A 17,068-nucleotide genomic window follows, 5' to 3' on the forward strand; every position below is an offset into this window, starting at 1 on the left:
GCACCTAACCAAGAACTGTCGAGCGGACCATTGCCTCAGTCCTATCAGCGGACACCGACAGTTTGGGCCCATAATGGGTCCATGCATATTTTGGTCACCGGTTTCGAGCCGTTCGGCAACGACGAATTCAATGCCAGCCAGGAAGCCGTTTCCAGCCTTCCCAGGCAGCTGGGCGAGCATCAGGTCCTCACCGCCATGCTTCCGGTGTCCTTCGCGGCCTCCGGCAAAGCACTCGAATCGCTCTTGGCGAAGCACCAGCCCGATGCGCTGATTTGCGTCGGCGAAGCCGGCGGCCGGAATGCAATCACGCCGGAGCGATGGGCTTTTAACGAAGATGATGCCCGCATCCCCGACAATGATGGCGCCCAGCCACGGTCAGCGGCCATCAAGGCGAATGCGCCGGGACGCTTGGATGCCACACTTGATCCAGCAGCGGCCGTCCGCGCCCTGCTCGCCGCAGGCTATGAGGCAAGGGTCTCCGAGGATGCCGGGCGTTTCGTGTGCAACCACACTGCGTATTTGGCGTATTCCCAACCGGTCCCGGCATTGTTCATCCATGTTCCCGCACTGCGCCCGCCAGGGGTTCAAGCCACGGTTGGTGCTGAAACCGACGCATCGGCCAGCCAACCTCGGCCCGGGGACCTGAGCCAGCTATCGTCGGCCCTGGGCATTGCGATACTGGGAAGCCTCGCCCCCGGTGGATAGACTGCTTTCATGGAAGCGGTAATGGCACTGGACGGCCTGGAAGTTGGCATTCTGGTGCTGTGGGCGCTGGGCACGCTCTTTGTGCTGGTGCAGTTCCTCCGCGAACGCTGTGTGCGCACCGCCATACCGCTGGCCCTAGCCATGCCTATTCCCCTGTTTGGCGCCGTCTACTCGGTGGCCCGCTTGACCGGGATCATGATGAAACGAAAGCCTGGATCCGATAATGAATAGCAGTCCCACCCGCTGGATGGTTCTTTTTTCGCTTGCCATCGGCTTTCTTTTCATCGGAGCTTTCGCCCTGGTTGTCTCGGGGCTCGCTGCACCATGGCTGGACTGGGACTAGGAATGTGACCATCTGATACTTGCGGGATTACTGCCGGGGTTCAGCGCAGGGCTAGCCTTGAAGCATCATGACCCTGCATAATCTCACTCCGCTCGATCAGCTGCGTGCCGGAAAGCTCCCCCTGCGTCTTGCAAATCTGTTCATCGGCCTCATGCTTTTTGCGCTGGCCATGGCACTGCTGATCCGCGCCCAGCTCGGCGTGGATCCGTGGGATGTGCTTCACCTGGGCCTGGCCAACTACATTCCGCTGTCGCTGGGAACGATAGTGATCATCGTCGGCGTCGTGGTGCTGCTGGCCTGGATTCCGCTCAAGCAGTGGCCAGGATTGGGCACCGTCGCCAATGTGCTGCTCATCGGGCTTGGCCTGGACTTCTTTCTCTGGCTCATCCCTGATGTCCACGGGTTGGGCTGGCAGATCCTGACCCTGGTTGGCGCCATCGCCGTCAATGGCCTTGGCGGCGCCCTGTACATCGGCTGCCATTTCGGCCCCGGCCCGCGCGACGGCCTGATGACCGGGCTGCATTTGCGCACCGGCAAATCGATCCGCCTGCTGCGCACCATTATCGAGGTGTGCGTGCTGGGGATCGGCTGGTTGCTCGGCGGTCCGGTGGGCGTGGGCACGGTGGCTTATGCGCTGCTGATTGGCCCCGCTACGCAGTTCTTCTTCAAGTACACGACCGTTGCGCTGCCCGCCCAGCAGGGCGCGCCCAGCAGCACCCTGTCCTAGTTCCTCCTGATCCCGCCAGCCGGCGGACCAGCATCAGGCTGGAGCAGCACCGTTAGCCGCCAAGTGCCGCACAGTGCGCGACAAACCCGGTTGCACACGCAATACTTGAATCATGTTTGTCGTTGCGCTCAGCCCCCGGCCCCGCTCGGTCACCGATGTTGCCGCCGCCAGCGAGCAGCTCTGGCACCAGCTGGAACAAGTCGACACCCACGCGCCGTTCACCGCGCTCAGCGGGCAGCTGCTGCTCGGAGTGCCCAGTGACCCCGATGCCGCCGTCGACGCGCTGCTGCGCGTGGCACGGCTGAACTTCTGCAATATCGGGCTGGGCATCGGCAGCCTGTACGAGCCGGTGCCCGTAGAGGCCGACCTGGTCGAGGGCAGGGCGGCGCGGCGCGCGCTCGGCGCGCTGGAGGCGGCCAGCCACCGCGGCGAAAGGGTCCCGATCTGCGTTTCCTCGGGCAATGACGAGATGGACGGCGAGCTCGAGGGCCTGCTGCGCATGCTCGGACAGTGGATCCGCACCCGCACCGAGGCCGAATGGTCCGTCGTTGACCTGTTGACTCCCGGTGTGCGCGGGCAGCAAAAAGCGGTCGCCGGGATCCTGGGAATCACTCCCCAGGCAGTATCTGCGGCGATCGTGCGTTCGGGCTACAACGACGAGCTGGGCGCGCGGGCAGCGATCGCCCGGCTGCTGGAATACACCGACCAGCTCTAGACTCTGGTGCTAGCTGCCCAGCAGCCCTTCCAGGACGATGGCCAGGCCATCCTGGTCAACGCCTTCAGTCACGGCGTCGGCCGCTGCCTTGACCTCATCCGGCGCTTGGCCCATGGCCACGCCATGTCCGGCCCACTGCAGCATTTCGACGTCATTGCGGCCATCGCCTACTGCCAGCGAGTCCTTCGAATCGAACTTCAGGATCGCCCGCAGCCGCTCCAGGCCGCTGGCCTTGGTGGTACCCTCGGCGGCAATATCCAGCCAAGCGGTCCAGCCCACCGAGTAGGTCACCCCGGAGAGCCCCAGGCTCTGCACGGCATGCCCGAATTCCTCGGCGGTGTTGTCGGTGGAGAAAACCACCACGCGCACGGCCTTGCTGTTGACCAGCTCGCCGAAATCAACGACCTTGCTCTCGGCGCCAAAGCTCATGTCGCCGAAGGTTTCGCTGGAAAGGAATTCGCCGCGCTCGTTTTCCAAGGCGTACTTGGCTTTGGGAAGCTGGTCGCGCAGCGCCTTGAGCGCTGTCGACGGGTCGAAGATCTCGCGGTGCAGGATCTCGACTTCATCCTGGCACACCTTTGCGAGCACGCCGCCGTTGCTGACCACGACATAGCCATGGTCGATGCCCAGTTCCGCCATGATGGGCAGGGCCGCACCCAAGGAGCGGCCGGTGGAGATGATTACCTCATGGCCCTGGGCCACTACAGCCCGCGCGGCATCGCGCACGCGCTGGCTCATTTCCCCCTGGTGGTTGACGATGGTGCCATCCACGTCAAGGCAAATCATCAATTTTTGCTTGGTCAGCCGGTCATCGTTGCCGAGCTTAGTCATAACAGTCATGGCTCAAGTTAACCACCACCGCGGGTTTTTGGCGATGACCCAAGGCACAGCGCCAAGTGAACAACCGGTTAAAAGCATTTGCCGGCTGCCCGCGAGGGGCAGCCGGCAAATGGCCGGTCATTGGCTACTTGAGTACTTCGAGTCCGCCAAGGTAGGGCTGCAGCGCCTTGGGCACGTTGACCGAACCGTCCGGGTTCTGGTGGTTTTCCAGAATCGCCACGAGCCAGCGGGTGGTCGCCAGGGTGCCGTTCAGCGTCGCCACCGAACGGGTCTTGCCGGCCTTGCCGTCGATGATCTCGCGTTCGCGGATATTCAGGCGGCGGGCCTGGAAGGTGGTGCAGTTCGAGGTCGAGGTCAGTTCGCGGAAGGTGCCCTGGGTAGGAACCCAGGCTTCGCAGTCGAACTTGCGCGCGGCGCTCATGCCCAAATCCCCGGCGGCGGTGTCGATCACGCGGTAGGGAAGTTCCATGCGCCCGAGCATGTCCTCTTCCATGGCCAGCAGCTTCTGGTGCTCTGCTTCGGCGTCCTCGACGCTGGCGTAGACGAACATCTCCAGCTTGTTGAACTGGTGCACGCGGATGATGCCGCGGGTGTCCTTGCCGGCCGAACCAGCCTCGCGGCGGTAGCAGGAGGACCAGCCGGCGTAGCGGATCGGGCCGTCGGCCAGATCCATGATCTCGTCCGCGTGGTAGCCGGCCAGGGCCACCTCCGAGGTGCCGACCAGGTACATGTTGTCGCGCTCGAGCTTGTAGATCTCGTCGTCGTGCTCGACATCGAAGCCGGTGCCCTGCATGGTTTCGGGGCGGACCAGGGTCGGGGTGATCATCGGGATGAAGTCGTGCGCCATGGCCACATCCAAGGCCATGTTCATCATCGCGATTTCCAGCCGGGCGCCGATGCCCTTGAGGAAGTAGAAGCGCGAGCCGGAAACCTTGGCGCCGCGTTCCATGTCGATGGCGTCCAGCTTCTCGGCGATCTGCAGGTGGTCCAGCGGCTCGAAGCCCTCGGCCTTGAAGTCGCGGGCGGTGCCCACGTGCTTGACGACGGTGAAGTCATCCTCGCCGCCGGCCGGGATGCCGTCGATGATCAGGTTGGGGATGGAACGCTGCAGTGCGGTGCACTTGGCGGAGGCCGCGTCGGACTCGGCCTGGGCGGACTTCACCGCGGCAGCGAGCTCCTTGACCTCGGCAAGCAGGGCGGCGCGCTCGTCGCCCTTGGCCTTGCCGACCTTCTTGGAGAACGCATTCTGCTCGGCACGCAGGCGCTCGTAGGTGGCGATGGTTTCACGACGTGCCGTGTCAGCTGCCAGCAGCTGGTCAATTAACGACTCGTCGGCACCGCGCGCGCGTTGCGAGGCACGGTACAAATCCGGATTTTCGGTGAGCATTTTCAGGTCGATCACATGTTAAGGGTAGCAATCATGAGTACGATGAGAGCATTATGCAGACAAATCGTGTGATCGTTTTCTCTGCCGTGGCTGCTGCAGCTGCCGCCGCGGCGACCAGTTGGTATTCGGTGCGCAAGCTTTCGAACTACAGCAAACCGCTGATCAAGCAGCCCGAAGCGGCTGAACAGGCAGCGGCTACCAAGGTGGCCCTGGTCATCAATCCTTCCAAGTCAGGTGCTGACGAAGCAAGGGAAGCCGTGGTCCGCGTCTGCGCTGAAGCGGGCCTGGAAGCACCGCTGGTCCTTGAAACGACCAAGGACAACGCCGGCCAGGATGCAGCCCGTGAAGCACTCGATGCGCAATGCGACACAATTATTGCCGCAGGTGGCGACGGAACCATCCGCGCCGTCGCGGAAGTGCTCGAAGGCACCGGCGCATCCCTGGGAATCCTGCCGCTGGGCACTGGCAACCTGCTGGCCCGCAACGTGGATATTCCGCTCGATGACCTGCACACCGCGGCGCTGGTGGCAGTGCGCGGGATGGTTCGCCGGATCGACGTCGGGCACATGAAGCTGCAGCTGCTGGACGGCAAGGAGGCGGATCATGCTTTCCTGGTCATCGCCGGCGTGGGCACCGACGCCGACCTGTTTGACGACACCAACGAAGAGCTGAAATCCAAGGTCGGCTGGCTGGCCTACTCGGAAGCCGGCCTGCGCCAGTTGCCGGGCCAGCGCAAGAAGGTCAGCTTCAAGCTCTCGGGCGACGAGAGCTGGCAGACCCGCAAGGTCCGTTCGGTGCTCTTCGCCAACTGCGGAAAGCTGCAGGGCCTGGATTTCGTGCCCGACGCCAAGATCGACGACGGCGTGCTCGACGCAGTGATCCTTTCTCCCCGCTCGGCCGCCGGCTGGACCTGGATCCTGCTCAAGACCGCATTCCGCGCCAAGAACAAGATTCCGGTGATGAGCTTCTACCAGACCTCTGGCGTGTCGCTGCGTTGCGATGAGCCGATGAATACCCAGATCGACGGGGACCCCACCGGCCAGGTCAACGAACTGCAGGTGTCCGTGAACCCGAGCGCCCTGCGCCTGCGCACCCCGTAGCGCATGCCGAAGGCCCGGCCGATTTCCCCTTGCGGGGAGCTAGGCCGGGCCTTCGCGCTGCCTGCTTAAAGCCGGTCGCGCAGCGACTGCACCCAGGCACGGGCTTCACTGAAGGCCGCATCTGAATTATGCGTATCCACGGCCGGCTCCAGGCCTTGGGCGGCTGGGTAGGAACCGAGGAAGCGCAGCTGCGGGGACAGCCGGTGCAGCCCCGACAAGGCGGCGGCAACGCGTTCCTCGGCCACGTGGCCTTCGATATCGACGGAGAAGAAGTACTCGCCCAGGCTCTTGCCGGTAGGACGCGATTCGATGCGCGAGAGGTTCACGCCGCGCGCGGTGAATTGCTCGAGAATTTCCATCAGCGCACCGGGACGGTCCTCGGGCAGCGGCAGGATCAGCGTTGACTTGTCCACGCCGGTAGGCTGCGGAATCCTTCCCGGACGAGTCACGAGGATGAAGCGGGTCACCGCGCCGATATTGTCCTCGACCCCGCTGGCCAGCACCTTCAGGCCGCGCTCCTGGGCTACCAGCGGAGAGCAGATCGCCGCATCATGCGGCGGTTCGTCCTCTTCGAGAGCCCGGGCGCCGGCTGCCGTGGAAGAAGCCGGGGTGAATGCGGCCCCGGGAATATTCGCTTCGGCCCATAAGCGGCACTGCGCCCAGGCATGCCCGTGGGTGGAGATCTGCCTGATCTGCTCCAGCGAGTCGATGCCGGGGCGTACCGCCAGCACGAAAGTGATCGGAACCAGGATTTCGGAAACAATCTGCAGGGCTTCGCCCTGCGCAATGGCGTCCAAGGTGGCCGAAACGCCGCCTTCTACCGAGTTCTCGATCGGGACCATCGCCGCGTCCGCGGTCCCCTCGCGCACCATGGTCAGCGCCACGTTGACGTTGGAGGCCGCGATCCGCTGCGCCTCGGTAGCCCCGGGAACCTGCAGCAGGGCCGACTCGGTGAAAGTGCCAGCAGGTCCCAGATAGGCATAGTTCATCGTACGGTTGGCTCCTGGCCGTTATCCGCTTCCATTGGCAAGCCCGCTTCGATCCACGCATCGGAACCGCCGGCGACGTTGAAGGCGGTGTAGCCCATCACGGTGAGCCATGATGCGGCCTGGGCCGAACGGCCACCGGTACGGCAGATGACGTAGGTGTCTACATCCGGGTCAAGCTCGGAAATCTTCTCTGGCAAGGAGCCAAGGGGAATATGGGTTGCTCCGGCAGCACGGCCTGCTTCCCATTCGAAGTCTTCGCGCACGTCAAGGATGAAGGCATCCTTCGGGACATCATTGACCGAAACAGTCTCAAAATCGCTCACGGCTAGCATTCCTCTCACATAGGGTGTTTGCTTATAAGACTAGTCATTTCCTGCGTCGAAAGCCGACATGTTTCCCTCAAGCGCCCTGAAATTGCGAGACGAGCTGGCCCGCGGCGAGCGTTCAAGCCGCGAGGTCACCGAGCACTACCTCAAGCGCATCGAAGAGCAAGCGGACCTTGGCGCTTTCGTCCACGTGGCAGAAAATGCGATGGAGGCCGCGGCAGCGGCGGACCAGGCGCATGCCCGTGGCGACATTGGCCGCTTGCATGGGCTCCCCACCGCGTTCAAGGACCTCAATGACGTGGCCGGGATGCCTACCACCTATGGCACTGCGGCGATGCCTGCGATGGTCGCTGAACGTGATCACTCCTTGGTGGCCAGGCTGCGCGCCGAGGGCGTGGTGGTCCTGGGCAAGACGCAGGTTCCGGAATTCGGGCTGAGCAGCTATTCAGAGAACCTCGTGGCGCCCCCATCACGCAATCCCTTTGATCCCACGCGCTCGTCGGGCGGTTCCTCTGGCGGGCAGGCCGCGGCGATTGCCGCCGGCATGATTCCGCTGGGTCCGGGCTCTGATGGCGGCGGTTCGGTTCGCATCCCCGCGGCCGCCTGCGGGCTGGTAGGCCTGAAGCCTTCTTTGGGCCGCGTTCCCAGCGACATCCTTGATGGCTACACCGATCCCATGGGCGCACCGAAGCTAGCGGTTAGCGGACCGTTGGCCCATGATGCCTTGGATGCGGCTTTGCTGCTTGACGCCATGCGCGGCAAGGACCACTATCTGCCGTTGCTGCAGGGAAGCTACCCCCAGCGCCTGGACGGGCTGAAGATTGGGTACAGCATCCATTCCCCGTTTGAACCGGTCTATGAAATTACCCTGGCGCAAGAAGCCCGGGCTTCATTTGCCCAGGGCCTTGAACGCCTTGGAGAACGGCATCGCGTCCAGCCGGCCAACCTGCACTACGCCACGGACTATCCGGAAACCTTCGCGGCGGTGTGGACCAATGGGCTGAAGGACGTTCCGGTCGCGGATGATTCGCTGCTCGGCGATTTGGCAAGGGATTTCCGCCGACGTGCCGCCGACCGCTCGCTGGAACAGAGCCTGCAGGCAGGTTCGAGGTTGAAGCAGATTGCGGCCGACTTCGTGCGCCAATGGTCCGCCTACGATGTCGTGGCCACCCCTGCCATGGCCTCGATCCCGCCGAAGATCGGGCACTATACACAATCCACAGCCGATGTGGATTATATGTTGCAGTGCCAGTACACCCCCTACACTTCCATGGTGAACGTCGCCTCAGTAGCGGCCATCACCGTTCCGGTAGGCCACTCCAACGAGGGGTTACCAATGAGTATTCAGCTGATTTCCCCGCGCTCGGACGAAGGACTGCTGCTCGCGCTGGCAGCCCAGATGCAGGTGTGACCTTTCCCATATAAGTAGGTACTCGGGTGGGCAAGGGCGAAAAATATTACGTATGTCTACTGCAACAACGAGCACCAAAGCTTCCGGAAAGACCTTCTTCGGTCACCCCGGTGCGCTCGCAAGCCTCTTCAGCGTGGAAATGTGGGAACGATTCTCCTTCTACGGCATGCAGGGCTTGCTGGCTTACTACATGTACTACTCGGTCACCGACGGCGGCCTGGGCATGGACCAGGGTCTGGCTCTGTCGCTGGTCGGCGCCTACGGCGGCGCTGTCTACCTGTCCACCATCCTGGGCGCGTGGCTCTCCGACCGCCTGTTCGGCTCGGAACGCGTCCTGTTCTTCTCGGCTATCGCGATCATGATCGGCCATATTGGCCTGGCGCTCCTGCCCGGCTATGCCGGACTGGTTATCGGCCTGATCTTCGTTGCCGTCGGTTCCGGCGGCCTGAAGGCCAACGCTGTAGCCCTGGTGGGCTCCCTGTACTCCAAGGAAGATCCGCGCATCGATGCCGGCTTCTCCCTGTTCTACATGGGCGTGAACATCGGCGGGCTGCTCGGCCCACTGCTCACCGGTTGGCTGCAGGTCCAGTACGGCTTCCACATCGGCTTCGCCGCTGCCGCGGTCGGCATGGCTATCGGCCTGGGGATCTATGCCCTTGGACGCAAGAAGCTGCCGGACTCCGGCCGCATCCCAAGCAACCCGCTGCCTGCCTCTGAGCGCAACCGCTATGTGGTCATCTTCGCTGCCGTGATCGTTCTGATCATTGCCGCTTTCGCATCCAAGATCGTGACTCCGGAGAATTTGGCAAGCACCATCGCCTACGTGGTGATCGCCGCTTCGATCATCTACTTCGCGTTGATCCTGCGCAGCAAGAAGGTTGACGCCACCGAGCGCAAGCAAGTCTGGGCATTCATTCCGTTCTACATCGGTTCGGCTGCCTTCTGGGCCCTGTTCCAGCAGCAGTTCACCTTCATTGCCGCTTACTCGGATCAGCGCCTGGACCGCCACCTGGGCAGCTGGGAAATGCCACCGAGCTGGGTTACCTCGATCAACCCGGTCTTCATCATCATCTTCGCCGGTATCTTCGCCGCATTGTGGACCAAACTGGGCAAGCGCCAGCCACGCACTTCAATGAAGTTCGGCCTGGCACTGGTGGTTGTGGGTGCGGCCTTCTTGCTGTTCATCCCGCTGGAATCCTTCGTGAAGACCCCGCTGCTGGCGCTGGTCGGCATCCTGCTGCTGTGCACCTTTGCCGAGCTGCTGCTCTCGCCAGTGGGCCAGGCAATTGCCACCAAGCTGGCTCCGGCCGCCTTCGGCACCCAGATGATCGCCTTGTTCTTCCTGTCGGTTTCGCTGGGCACCACCCTGTCGGGTGTGCTGGCCGGCTACTACACCGAGGGCAACGAGATCCCGTACTTCATCGCCATGGGCGGCACCGCTGTTGTCCTGGGTATTGCCATGATGGCAGCTACCCCGGCCTTGAAGAAGCTGATGGGCCCGATCCTCTAGGCGTTCGAGCATGCGAAAAGCGGTTGGTTCATTTGAACCAACCGCTTTTTTCATGCCCGGGGATTATCGAAGAAGCCCTTGTGAGAAGGTCACGTTGTCGTAATACGAGTCGTAGCCGAACCCGGTTGACAATGCCCAGAAGAACCAGATGGCTACCGCATAAATGACTATGGCTAGTGCCAATCCAATCCATGAGGTAATTAGCCCGGCCAGGCTCAGGCCCCGGGAGCTGGGTTCACGCCGGTAGGCCAGGTGCCCGGCAATGACTCCGGCCAGCGGAACAAGGATAATGACAGTGAAGCCTAGCAACGACAAGATGCCAAGCACCAGGGAAGCCACCGAGAGGCCGGCGGATTCAGGCGGTCGTTGGTAGGGGTTCTGCGGATACTGGTAGTAGCTCATTTGCCTACCATTCTTCTACGAAACTGCGATAAGCGCATCAATCTGAAAGGCAATCTGTGGCACACCTCCGAGCTGGCCAGCCAGCCCAAGAATCAGACCTGATCAATTTGCAGGAGGTACTCGATGCCTACAGCACCCTGGTTCCTTCCAGCGGCAACCCCGACCAGGCCGTCGTTTTCGGCACCTCGGGACATCGCGGAAGCTCCCTGAACACCACTTTCAATGAAACGCATATCGCTGCGATCACCCAGGCCGTGGTCGACTACCGCAACGGTGCGGGGATCACCGGCCCGATGTACGTGGGCAAGGACAGCCACGCACTCTCCGCGCCCGCATACCGCACCGCCCTTGAAGTTTTGGCAGGCAACGGCGTCACCGTGCTCGCCGATGACGGACTGACTCCCACTCCAGCGGTCAGCCACGCAATCCTGGTACATAACGCTAGCGGCGGCGAACAGGCCGATGGCCTGATCATCACCCCATCGCACAACCCGCCAACCGACGGCGGCATCAAGTACAACCCGCCGCATGGCGGACCGGCAGAATCCGGAATCACCGGACCCATCGCTGCACGGGCCAACGAATTGCTGGCCAGCGGAGCGGTCAAGCGCGGCGAGCCGAATGCCCGGCCCTTCGACTTCCGCGAACTGTACATCGCCAATTTGGCTGAAGTCATCGACTTCAAGGCCATCGCCGAGTCCGGCATTTCCATTGGCGCAGATCCGCTGGGCGGGGCTTCGGTGCACTACTGGGGCGAAATCGGCCGCCGATACGGCCTGAACCTCGAAGTGGTCAACGAGTCCGTGGATCCGCGCTTCGGCTTCATGACCTTGGACAAGGACGGGAAGATCCGCATGGATTGCTCCTCCGCCCATGCGATGGCCTCCCTCGTGGCCAATCGCGAGAAGTACGACATCGCGACCGGCAACGATGCCGATGCTGACCGCCACGGCATTGTCACCCCGGATGCCGGCCTGATGAATCCGAACCATTTCCTGGCCGTGGCCATCGACTACCTGCTCACCCACCGTCCGCAGTGGCCGGCTGATGCCCAGATCGGCAAGACCCTGGTCTCCTCGGTGCTCATCGACAAGGTGGTGGCTTCCCACGGCCGGACCCTGCGCGAGGTACCGGTGGGCTTCAAGTACTTCGTTGAACCGCTGGCTTCCGGCAGGGTCGCTTTTTGCGGCGAGGAATCGGCCGGCGCGAGCTTCTTGGACTTCTCCGGCGAGGCGTTCAGCACCGACAAGGACGGCCTGATGCTGGCCCTGCTGGCCAGCGAGATCCGCGCAGTAACCGGCAAGAGCCCCAGCCAGCTGCATACCGAACTGGTAGAGCGCCACGGCCCCAGCTTCTACGACCGCTTTGACGCGCCCGCAAACCGCGAGCAGAAGGCCGTACTGGGCAAGCTGGACCCATCGATGGTCACCGCTACCGAACTGGCATCGGATCCGATTACCGCCAAGGCCACGCAAGCGGCCGGCTTCCCCATTGGCGGCTTGAAGGTTTCCAGCGAGCACGCATGGTTTGCCGCGCGCCCATCGGGCACAGAAGACATCTACAAGATCTATGCAGAATCAACAAAATCACCCGAGCATCTGCAGCAGGTGCTGGCTGAAGCTCGGGTGATTGTTGATGCTGCGCTAGCTGGCTAGTTCAGCTTTGCAGTCCATGGGTCGATGGCCACGGCTGGCTGCTTGCGGGTGGCCAGCCAGTGGCCCAGCCACAGCAGCAAGAAGATTGGCAGGCCAATGTAGCTGGAAGCCATCTGCAGCAGGTTTCCATCCACGATCGCCTGGTAGTTCTGGCCTGCGATCACCACGATCAGGATCACGAAAGCCAGAATCGGGCCCAGCGGGAATAGCGGCGCCTTGTACGGCAGGTTCGCGAGATCCTGTCCGCTAGCAATGTATGCCTTGCGGAACTTGTAGTGGCACACCGCGATACCCACCCAGGCGATAAAGCCGGAGAGGCCCGAAACGTTCAGCAGCCAGGTATATGCCGAGCCTTGGCCGATGATGGCGGTCAGGAAGCCAAAGAGGCCTACCGAGGCGGTTAACAGCATTGCCGGCATCGGCACGCCGCGCTTGTTCAAGCGGGCGAAAATCTTTGGCGCCTTGCCGTCCAACGCCATCGAATAAAGCATGCGTGCAGAGGCATATAGCCCGGAATTGCCTGCGGAGAGGATGGCCGAGAGGATCACCGCATTCATCAGGGCCGCGGCGAATGCTACGCCCGCACGCTCGAAGACCAGGGTGAATGGCGAGGTGGTGATATCCGATGCCTCCGAAGACAGCAGCGATGGATCCATATACGGGATCAGCATGCCAATGACGAAGATCGCGCCGATGTAGAAGAGCATGATGCGCCAGAAGATCGCCTTGATGGCGCGTGGGATATCGCGCTTGGGGTTCTCGGCTTCGCCGGCGGCTACACCGATCAGTTCGGTTCCTTGGAAGGAGAAGCCGGCAATCATGAAGACCGAGACGATGGACAACCAGCCGCCAACAAATGGCGCTTCGCCATCGGTCCAATTGCTGAAGCCCGGGGTGGAATCACCCAGGATGCCGAAGATCATCGCGACACCGCAGATCAAGAAGACCACCACGGTGATGACCTTGATCGCGGCCAACCAGTATTCGCCCTCGCCAAAGGCCTTGGCGGACAGCGCGTTCAAGCCGGTGAGCAGCACCAGGAAGATGGCCGCCCAGATCCACCCCGGGGCATCAGGGAACCAGTAGGACATGATGATGCCGGCGGCTACCAGCTCGGCAGCCACGGTGATGGCCCAGTTGAACCAGTAGTTCCAGCCGATTGCGAAGCCGAAGTGGCGGTTCACGAAGACCGTTGCGTAGGTCTGGAAGGAACCAGCGACCGGAAGGCGGGCGCTCATTTCTCCCAACGACTGCATCAGGAGCAGCACCATCATGCCGATCAGCGCGTAGGCCACCAGCGAACCGCCTGGGCCAGCTTGGGCAATGGTGCCGCCGGACGCGACGAATAGTCCGGTACCAATCGAGCCGCCAATGGCAATCATCTGCATATGGCGAGCTTTGAGGCCACGCTTCAGACCGTCCTGGGACGGTGCGGGCTCAGTCATGCGTTACATCTCCTGATGCTTGAAAATTTCCAACCTATCCATCCAAGCACCCTGACAAGCCATAACGCTATGAACCGCGCTACAGTAAGCGATCAATAATCTTTCGCTTAGCCCATGAATACGGAGGATATATTGCGCTCAAGGTGTCAACTACGGTCGTTTTGTTGAGTTCTGAGCGCATCTGCGAAAGCCGTTCGAATCCATGTTTGCCGTGGTAAGCCCCCATTCCACTCGGTCCGACGCCACCAAAAGGCAGGGTTGGAACGATCATCTGGGCCAACGGAGCATTGTGCACTATGGAGCCGGCTCGCACCCGATCAGAGAAAATCGACTGCAGGCGCGGACTTTCGCTCATCAGGTAAGCGGCCAGCGGTGATGGCCGCCGGGCAATGAATTCGAGGGCTTCCTCGAAGGTTTCCACCTCGATCACCGGCAGGATAGGACCGAAAATCTCTTCGGTCATCAAACTTCCCTCGAGGTCCACATTGCGCATGATGCTCGGAGCGATGCGCAAGGTATCCTCGTCGTATTCGCCGCCGAAAACCACCTCGCCCTGCTCGAACATCGACAACAGCCGGTCAAAGTGCTTGCGGCTGACGATGCGGCCAAAGTCCGGATGGGTCAGCGGCTCCTTGCCGTAGAAGCTGGTGATGGCCTGGCCCAGGCGCTTGATGAGCTCAGACGAGTCGCCCACGCTCAATACGTAATCCGGGGCCACGCAGGTCTGGCCGGCATTCATGAATTTGGCGTAGGCCAAGCGCTTTGCGGAAGCCAACGAATCGTTTTCCACCACGGCCGGCGACTTTCCGCCCAGTTCCAAGGTGGTTGGTGTCAGATGCTTCGCAGCCGCTGCAGCCACGATCTTGGCCACGCGTTCACCGCCGGTGTAGAAAATATGATCCCAGCGGGCGCCGAGCAACTCCGTGGAGGTATCCACCCCGCCTTCAACTACCGCGTAGACACGTTCGTCGAGGTAGACCGGGAGGAACTTGGCCAAGGCGCCTGAGGTCGCAGGAGCCAGTTCCGATGGCTTGATCACCGCCGCGTTGCCGGCAGCAATGGCCGCGACCAGCGGTGCGAGCACCAGCTGAACCGGGTAGTTCCAGGCGCCGATAATCAGCACGACCCCCAGCGGGCGCGGCTCAACCTTGGCAATGGCTGGTTGCAAAGCCAGCGGTACCTTGACGCTGGTGGAATCCATCCATTCAACGAGGTGGCGCTGGGCGAAATCTATTTCTGCCCGCACCACGTCGATTTCGGAGAATTTGGCTTCGGTGGCACTCTTGCCCAAGTCCTCGGCCAGGGCCTGGACGAAGTCTTCCAGATGCTCTTCGAGCATCTTCTCCAGGGCCTTGAGCTGCTGCAGGCGGAAGCGTCGCGGATGCGTGATCCGCGTGTCCGCAGAACGCCGCAAATGGCTCAGAACTGTTGCTATGCGCGATGGATGCTCGTCCACCGGAGGTGCGGAATCACCGACCGGTTCGGGCAACGGAGTGGAAGTAAACAGACCCATGATTTGAGCGTACGTCACTGGGACTATTTTTCATCGTTTAATTCGCCGGAGGATTCAATATGTATCAAATAGTTGATACATTGATTTCCATGAACCAGTTCTCGGCGAGCGCCATATCCATCGCTTTCGTTGCCGCAATCATCTGCGTTTGGTTGCGTTCGGTGGCGCACAGGCGTGGAACACCAGCTATCGACCGGGCCCGATCCCACTCGTTCTGGTGCGCATTGATCGCATTCTTTGCTTCAACCTCATGGGATTTGTCCGAGACCTGGCGCGTTTCAATGACCGAGCCCAATTCAGGTTCGGCTCTCGCTGAAGCACTCACTCCGGGGATCTGGGTTCTTCTGGTTTACCTCATCGGCTTGTTCACTTGGCCCAAGGAACTCCAGCCAGTGCGCACCGCTTCATTAGAGGCCCGCAGCCTGACAACTCCATTTCCCAAGGCCCTAGGGGCTTTCGTTGGGCTTTTGCTGCTGATCGCGGTCGGCTCCCTGTGGCCGGCGTCCAAAGTCGAAGGGCTCGTTGGCGTTCCGGCCTCGGAATTCACGACCTTTGATTTTGACGGCATCTATTCATACACGTCGGAGGGTCCGTATGATGGGCGGTTGCCGGGCACACAGATGCTCCCGGTATTCATCGTGGCCCTGGCAGGGATCATCGTGGCCGCGGCTGTGATTACCGTAGTTATCCTGAAAAGACCTGCCTTGGCCGGCATCTCGGCCGAAGACAACCAAGCGTTGCGCACGGTCTGGCTCAACCGCTTGATGCGCAATATCGGCATCGTCTTGCTGGCCTTCACCGTGTCGGTGGTCAATTACTCGCAGGCTAATTCGCCGGATGGACAGTACGAGTTCGTTAGCTATGGCGCCCTTGCGGTCGCCCTCACGTTGCTCTTCTGGGGACCGCGCTCTACATTCTCAGCTCAATCCACCACCAGGGAACGGACCGCCTTCTCGCGTTTGCGTGATCAACTATTCACCTTGCAATACGTAACTGCAGCACTCACCTTGCTCAGCGTTGCAATCGGCTGGTCATTCTTGCCACTGGATGACGAGCTCCAGATGCCTACCAATGAGCGAACTACGTGGATCTTAATGATCTTTGCCGGTGCGGCTTTGAGCTATGCCGTTCTCAATGCGCTTTATCTCAGCTACGTCAGCACGGTGGCCCGGCAGGCGTCTGCAGCACCCAAGTACCACGCGCCCCTGCCCTTGTGGTCCTACATCGCCGCTGGCTTGCTGTTTGCCACCAGCACCTATTTTCTGCTCGATCCGCCGCTGGACTATTTGTGGGGCTTCGTGCCTCCAGGCAAGACAATGGTTGCAGGCTTGATCCTGCTGTTGCTGGCAACCCATCTTGGATTCGTCTGGTTCTCCCGCCGGGCAATTATTCCCTGGGCTGTCTCGTCGGCCGAAGAAATCTGGTACCGCAAGGTCCTGGAACTGCGTTCAATGCGTGTTAACACCAGTGCAGTGGTAGCCATGCTGCTCATTGGCTACGGATTCCCGGCCGGGCTGGGACTCTTTGCATTGCTCATCTTCGTTGTCCCAGCAGTCATTTTCCTAGAGCGCCCCGGTAGCGCCTTCGTGCGGGAACATCAGCCGGCAGCTACTTCATGAGCACGCAGATCAGTGTTGACCTCCAAGCAGCTACCCCGCCCTATGAGCAGATCCGCTCGCAGATTGCTTCACTGATCTCCTTGGGAGATCTGCCCTCGGGGAGCAAGCTGCCTACTGTGCGTGCGCTGGCCACGGACCTCGGCGTCGCTGCCGGTACAGTGGCGCGCGCCTACAAGGAGCTGGAAGCCGAAGAGCTGATCACCTCCCGGCGCCGTGCCGGCACAGTAGTCAACGAGCGGCCGCAGCCGGTGGATACCAGTGAAGATCTCCTGGCCGCCGTGGATCACCTCTGGGCGCTGGCGGCCGCGCAGAAGGTGGATGCGGCCACGCTCAAGGCCTTGGTGGCGCGGCGCGAGCGTAAGTAACTTGTCCTCGGAACCG

Annotated in this window: 18 protein-coding genes; 10 read left to right on the forward strand and 8 right to left on the reverse strand. The window is 61.7% G+C overall.

Translation table 11 applies throughout. The annotated features are described in order from the left end of the window. Positions 1–81 precede the first annotated feature (81 nt). The 4 genes from ACIOTN_RS11510 to ACIOTN_RS11525 all read left to right on the forward strand — a co-directional run bounded on the left by ACIOTN_RS11510 (position 82) and on the right by ACIOTN_RS11525 (position 2,490). Complete coding sequence (locus ACIOTN_RS11510; RefSeq protein WP_105662172.1) at positions 82–705, forward strand: pyroglutamyl-peptidase I; 624 nt, start codon at positions 82–84, stop codon at positions 703–705. Positions 706–726: 21 nt separating this feature from the next. Continuing rightward, complete coding sequence (locus ACIOTN_RS11515) at positions 727–936, forward strand: hypothetical protein (protein ID WP_105662173.1); 210 nt, start codon at positions 727–729, stop codon at positions 934–936. Between the two features lie 179 nt (positions 937–1,115). After that, complete coding sequence (locus tag ACIOTN_RS11520) at positions 1,116–1,775, forward strand: YitT family protein (RefSeq protein WP_105658636.1); 660 nt, start codon at positions 1,116–1,118, stop codon at positions 1,773–1,775. 112 nt (positions 1,776–1,887) lie between these two features. Further along, a complete protein-coding gene (locus ACIOTN_RS11525; protein ID WP_105662174.1) occupies positions 1,888–2,490 on the forward strand; it encodes a hypothetical protein in 603 nt (200 codons plus the stop codon). Positions 2,491–2,499: 9 nt separating this feature from the next. Here ACIOTN_RS11525 and ACIOTN_RS11530 read toward each other — a convergent pair whose 3' ends face one another. Continuing rightward, on the reverse strand, positions 2,500–3,330 hold the full coding sequence (locus ACIOTN_RS11530) for an HAD family hydrolase (protein ID WP_105662175.1): 831 nt from the start codon (positions 3,328–3,330) through the stop codon (positions 2,500–2,502). A gap of 124 nt (positions 3,331–3,454) precedes the next feature. Continuing rightward, the gene (serS, locus tag ACIOTN_RS11535) at positions 3,455–4,732 is read right to left on the reverse strand and encodes a serine--tRNA ligase (RefSeq protein ID WP_105658639.1); all 1,278 of its coding nucleotides are present in this window, start codon (positions 4,730–4,732) and stop codon (positions 3,455–3,457) included. Between the two features lie 38 nt (positions 4,733–4,770). Here serS and ACIOTN_RS11540 point away from each other — a divergent pair, with 38 nt between their 5' ends. Then, entirely contained in the window at positions 4,771–5,817 is a 1,047-nt protein-coding gene (locus tag ACIOTN_RS11540) for a diacylglycerol kinase family protein (protein ID WP_105658640.1), read from the forward strand. Between the two features lie 65 nt (positions 5,818–5,882). Here ACIOTN_RS11540 and pheA read toward each other — a convergent pair whose 3' ends face one another. Then, positions 5,883–6,806: a prephenate dehydratase gene (pheA, locus tag ACIOTN_RS11545; protein WP_402735388.1), complete on the reverse strand. Its 924-nt coding sequence runs from the start codon at positions 6,804–6,806 to the stop codon at positions 5,883–5,885. Next, positions 6,803–7,129, reverse strand: coding sequence for a rhodanese-like domain-containing protein (locus tag ACIOTN_RS11550; protein ID WP_105658642.1), 327 nt, complete (start codon positions 7,127–7,129; stop codon positions 6,803–6,805). Before ACIOTN_RS11550 ends, pheA begins: the two co-directional genes overlap by 4 nt. A gap of 67 nt (positions 7,130–7,196) precedes the next feature. On the opposite strand from ACIOTN_RS11550, the gene ACIOTN_RS11555 reads away from it, so the two are divergent. Further along, positions 7,197–8,543 carry an amidase gene (locus ACIOTN_RS11555; RefSeq protein ID WP_105658643.1) on the forward strand — a complete coding sequence of 449 codons (1,347 nt, stop codon included), beginning with the start codon at positions 7,197–7,199 and terminating at the stop codon, positions 8,541–8,543. A 52-nt stretch (positions 8,544–8,595) separates the two neighbouring features. After that, positions 8,596–10,053, forward strand: coding sequence for a peptide MFS transporter (locus tag ACIOTN_RS11560; RefSeq protein ID WP_105658644.1), 1,458 nt, complete (start codon positions 8,596–8,598; stop codon positions 10,051–10,053). 63 nt (positions 10,054–10,116) lie between these two features. On the opposite strand, the gene ACIOTN_RS11565 is transcribed toward ACIOTN_RS11560, so the two are convergent. Next, a complete protein-coding gene (locus ACIOTN_RS11565; protein WP_402735389.1) occupies positions 10,117–10,455 on the reverse strand; it encodes a DUF4190 domain-containing protein in 339 nt (112 codons plus the stop codon). A 56-nt stretch (positions 10,456–10,511) separates the two neighbouring features. Between ACIOTN_RS11565 and pgm the strand changes: the two genes are divergently transcribed. Next, the gene (gene pgm / locus ACIOTN_RS11570) at positions 10,512–12,110 is read left to right on the forward strand and encodes a phosphoglucomutase (alpha-D-glucose-1,6-bisphosphate-dependent) (protein ID WP_402735390.1); all 1,599 of its coding nucleotides are present in this window, start codon (positions 10,512–10,514) and stop codon (positions 12,108–12,110) included. Here the strand turns inward: pgm and ACIOTN_RS11575 are convergent. The 3 genes from ACIOTN_RS11575 to ACIOTN_RS11585 all read right to left on the reverse strand — a co-directional run bounded on the left by ACIOTN_RS11575 (position 12,107) and on the right by ACIOTN_RS11585 (position 15,363). Then, entirely contained in the window at positions 12,107–13,555 is a 1,449-nt protein-coding gene (locus tag ACIOTN_RS11575; RefSeq protein WP_133833731.1) for an amino acid permease, read from the reverse strand. The two genes, pgm and ACIOTN_RS11575, sit on opposite strands and share 4 nt — an antisense overlap. A 79-nt stretch (positions 13,556–13,634) precedes the next feature. Then, positions 13,635–15,086 carry an aldehyde dehydrogenase family protein gene (locus ACIOTN_RS11580; RefSeq protein WP_402735391.1) on the reverse strand — a complete coding sequence of 484 codons (1,452 nt, stop codon included), beginning with the start codon at positions 15,084–15,086 and terminating at the stop codon, positions 13,635–13,637. Between the two features lie 46 nt (positions 15,087–15,132). Then, positions 15,133–15,363, reverse strand: coding sequence for a hypothetical protein (locus ACIOTN_RS11585; RefSeq protein WP_041648259.1), 231 nt, complete (start codon positions 15,361–15,363; stop codon positions 15,133–15,135). Here ACIOTN_RS11585 and ACIOTN_RS11590 point away from each other — a divergent pair. Together ACIOTN_RS11590 and ACIOTN_RS11595 are read left to right on the forward strand one after the other, a co-directional pair. Beyond that, positions 15,350–16,687: a hypothetical protein gene (locus ACIOTN_RS11590; RefSeq protein WP_041648256.1), complete on the forward strand. Its 1,338-nt coding sequence runs from the start codon at positions 15,350–15,352 to the stop codon at positions 16,685–16,687. The two genes, ACIOTN_RS11585 and ACIOTN_RS11590, sit on opposite strands and share 14 nt — an antisense overlap. Continuing rightward, positions 16,684–17,052, forward strand: a complete 369-nt coding sequence (locus ACIOTN_RS11595; RefSeq protein WP_105658650.1) for a GntR family transcriptional regulator — start codon at positions 16,684–16,686, stop codon at positions 17,050–17,052. Before ACIOTN_RS11590 ends, ACIOTN_RS11595 begins: the two co-directional genes overlap by 4 nt. Positions 17,053–17,068 lie beyond the last annotated feature (16 nt).

Source organism: Glutamicibacter sp. NPDC087661 (assembly GCF_044743275.1).
Taxonomy (GTDB): Bacteria; Actinomycetota; Actinomycetes; order Actinomycetales; family Micrococcaceae; genus Glutamicibacter.

Coding starts and splice junctions, on each gene's coding strand:
- ACIOTN_RS11540 (WP_105658640.1), top strand. CDS start 4,771: ATGCAGACAAATCGTGTGATCGTTTTCTCTGCCGTGGCTGCTGCAGCT.
- ACIOTN_RS11560 (WP_105658644.1), top strand. CDS start 8,596: ATGTCTACTGCAACAACGAGCACCAAAGCTTCCGGAAAGACCTTCTTC.
- ACIOTN_RS11595 (WP_105658650.1), top strand. CDS start 16,684: ATGAGCACGCAGATCAGTGTTGACCTCCAAGCAGCTACCCCGCCCTAT.
- ACIOTN_RS11590 (WP_041648256.1), top strand. CDS start 15,350: ATGACCGAGCCCAATTCAGGTTCGGCTCTCGCTGAAGCACTCACTCCG.
- ACIOTN_RS11525 (WP_105662174.1), top strand. CDS start 1,888: ATGTTTGTCGTTGCGCTCAGCCCCCGGCCCCGCTCGGTCACCGATGTT.
- ACIOTN_RS11520 (WP_105658636.1), top strand. CDS start 1,116: ATGACCCTGCATAATCTCACTCCGCTCGATCAGCTGCGTGCCGGAAAG.
- ACIOTN_RS11510 (WP_105662172.1), top strand. CDS start 82: ATGCATATTTTGGTCACCGGTTTCGAGCCGTTCGGCAACGACGAATTC.
- ACIOTN_RS11530 (WP_105662175.1), bottom strand. CDS start 3,330: ATGACTGTTATGACTAAGCTCGGCAACGATGACCGGCTGACCAAGCAA.
- pheA (WP_402735388.1), bottom strand. CDS start 6,806: ATGAACTATGCCTATCTGGGACCTGCTGGCACTTTCACCGAGTCGGCC.
- ACIOTN_RS11565 (WP_402735389.1), bottom strand. CDS start 10,455: ATGAGCTACTACCAGTATCCGCAGAACCCCTACCAACGACCGCCTGAA.
- ACIOTN_RS11555 (WP_105658643.1), top strand. CDS start 7,197: ATGTTTCCCTCAAGCGCCCTGAAATTGCGAGACGAGCTGGCCCGCGGC.
- ACIOTN_RS11515 (WP_105662173.1), top strand. CDS start 727: ATGGCACTGGACGGCCTGGAAGTTGGCATTCTGGTGCTGTGGGCGCTG.
- ACIOTN_RS11575 (WP_133833731.1), bottom strand. CDS start 13,555: ATGACTGAGCCCGCACCGTCCCAGGACGGTCTGAAGCGTGGCCTCAAA.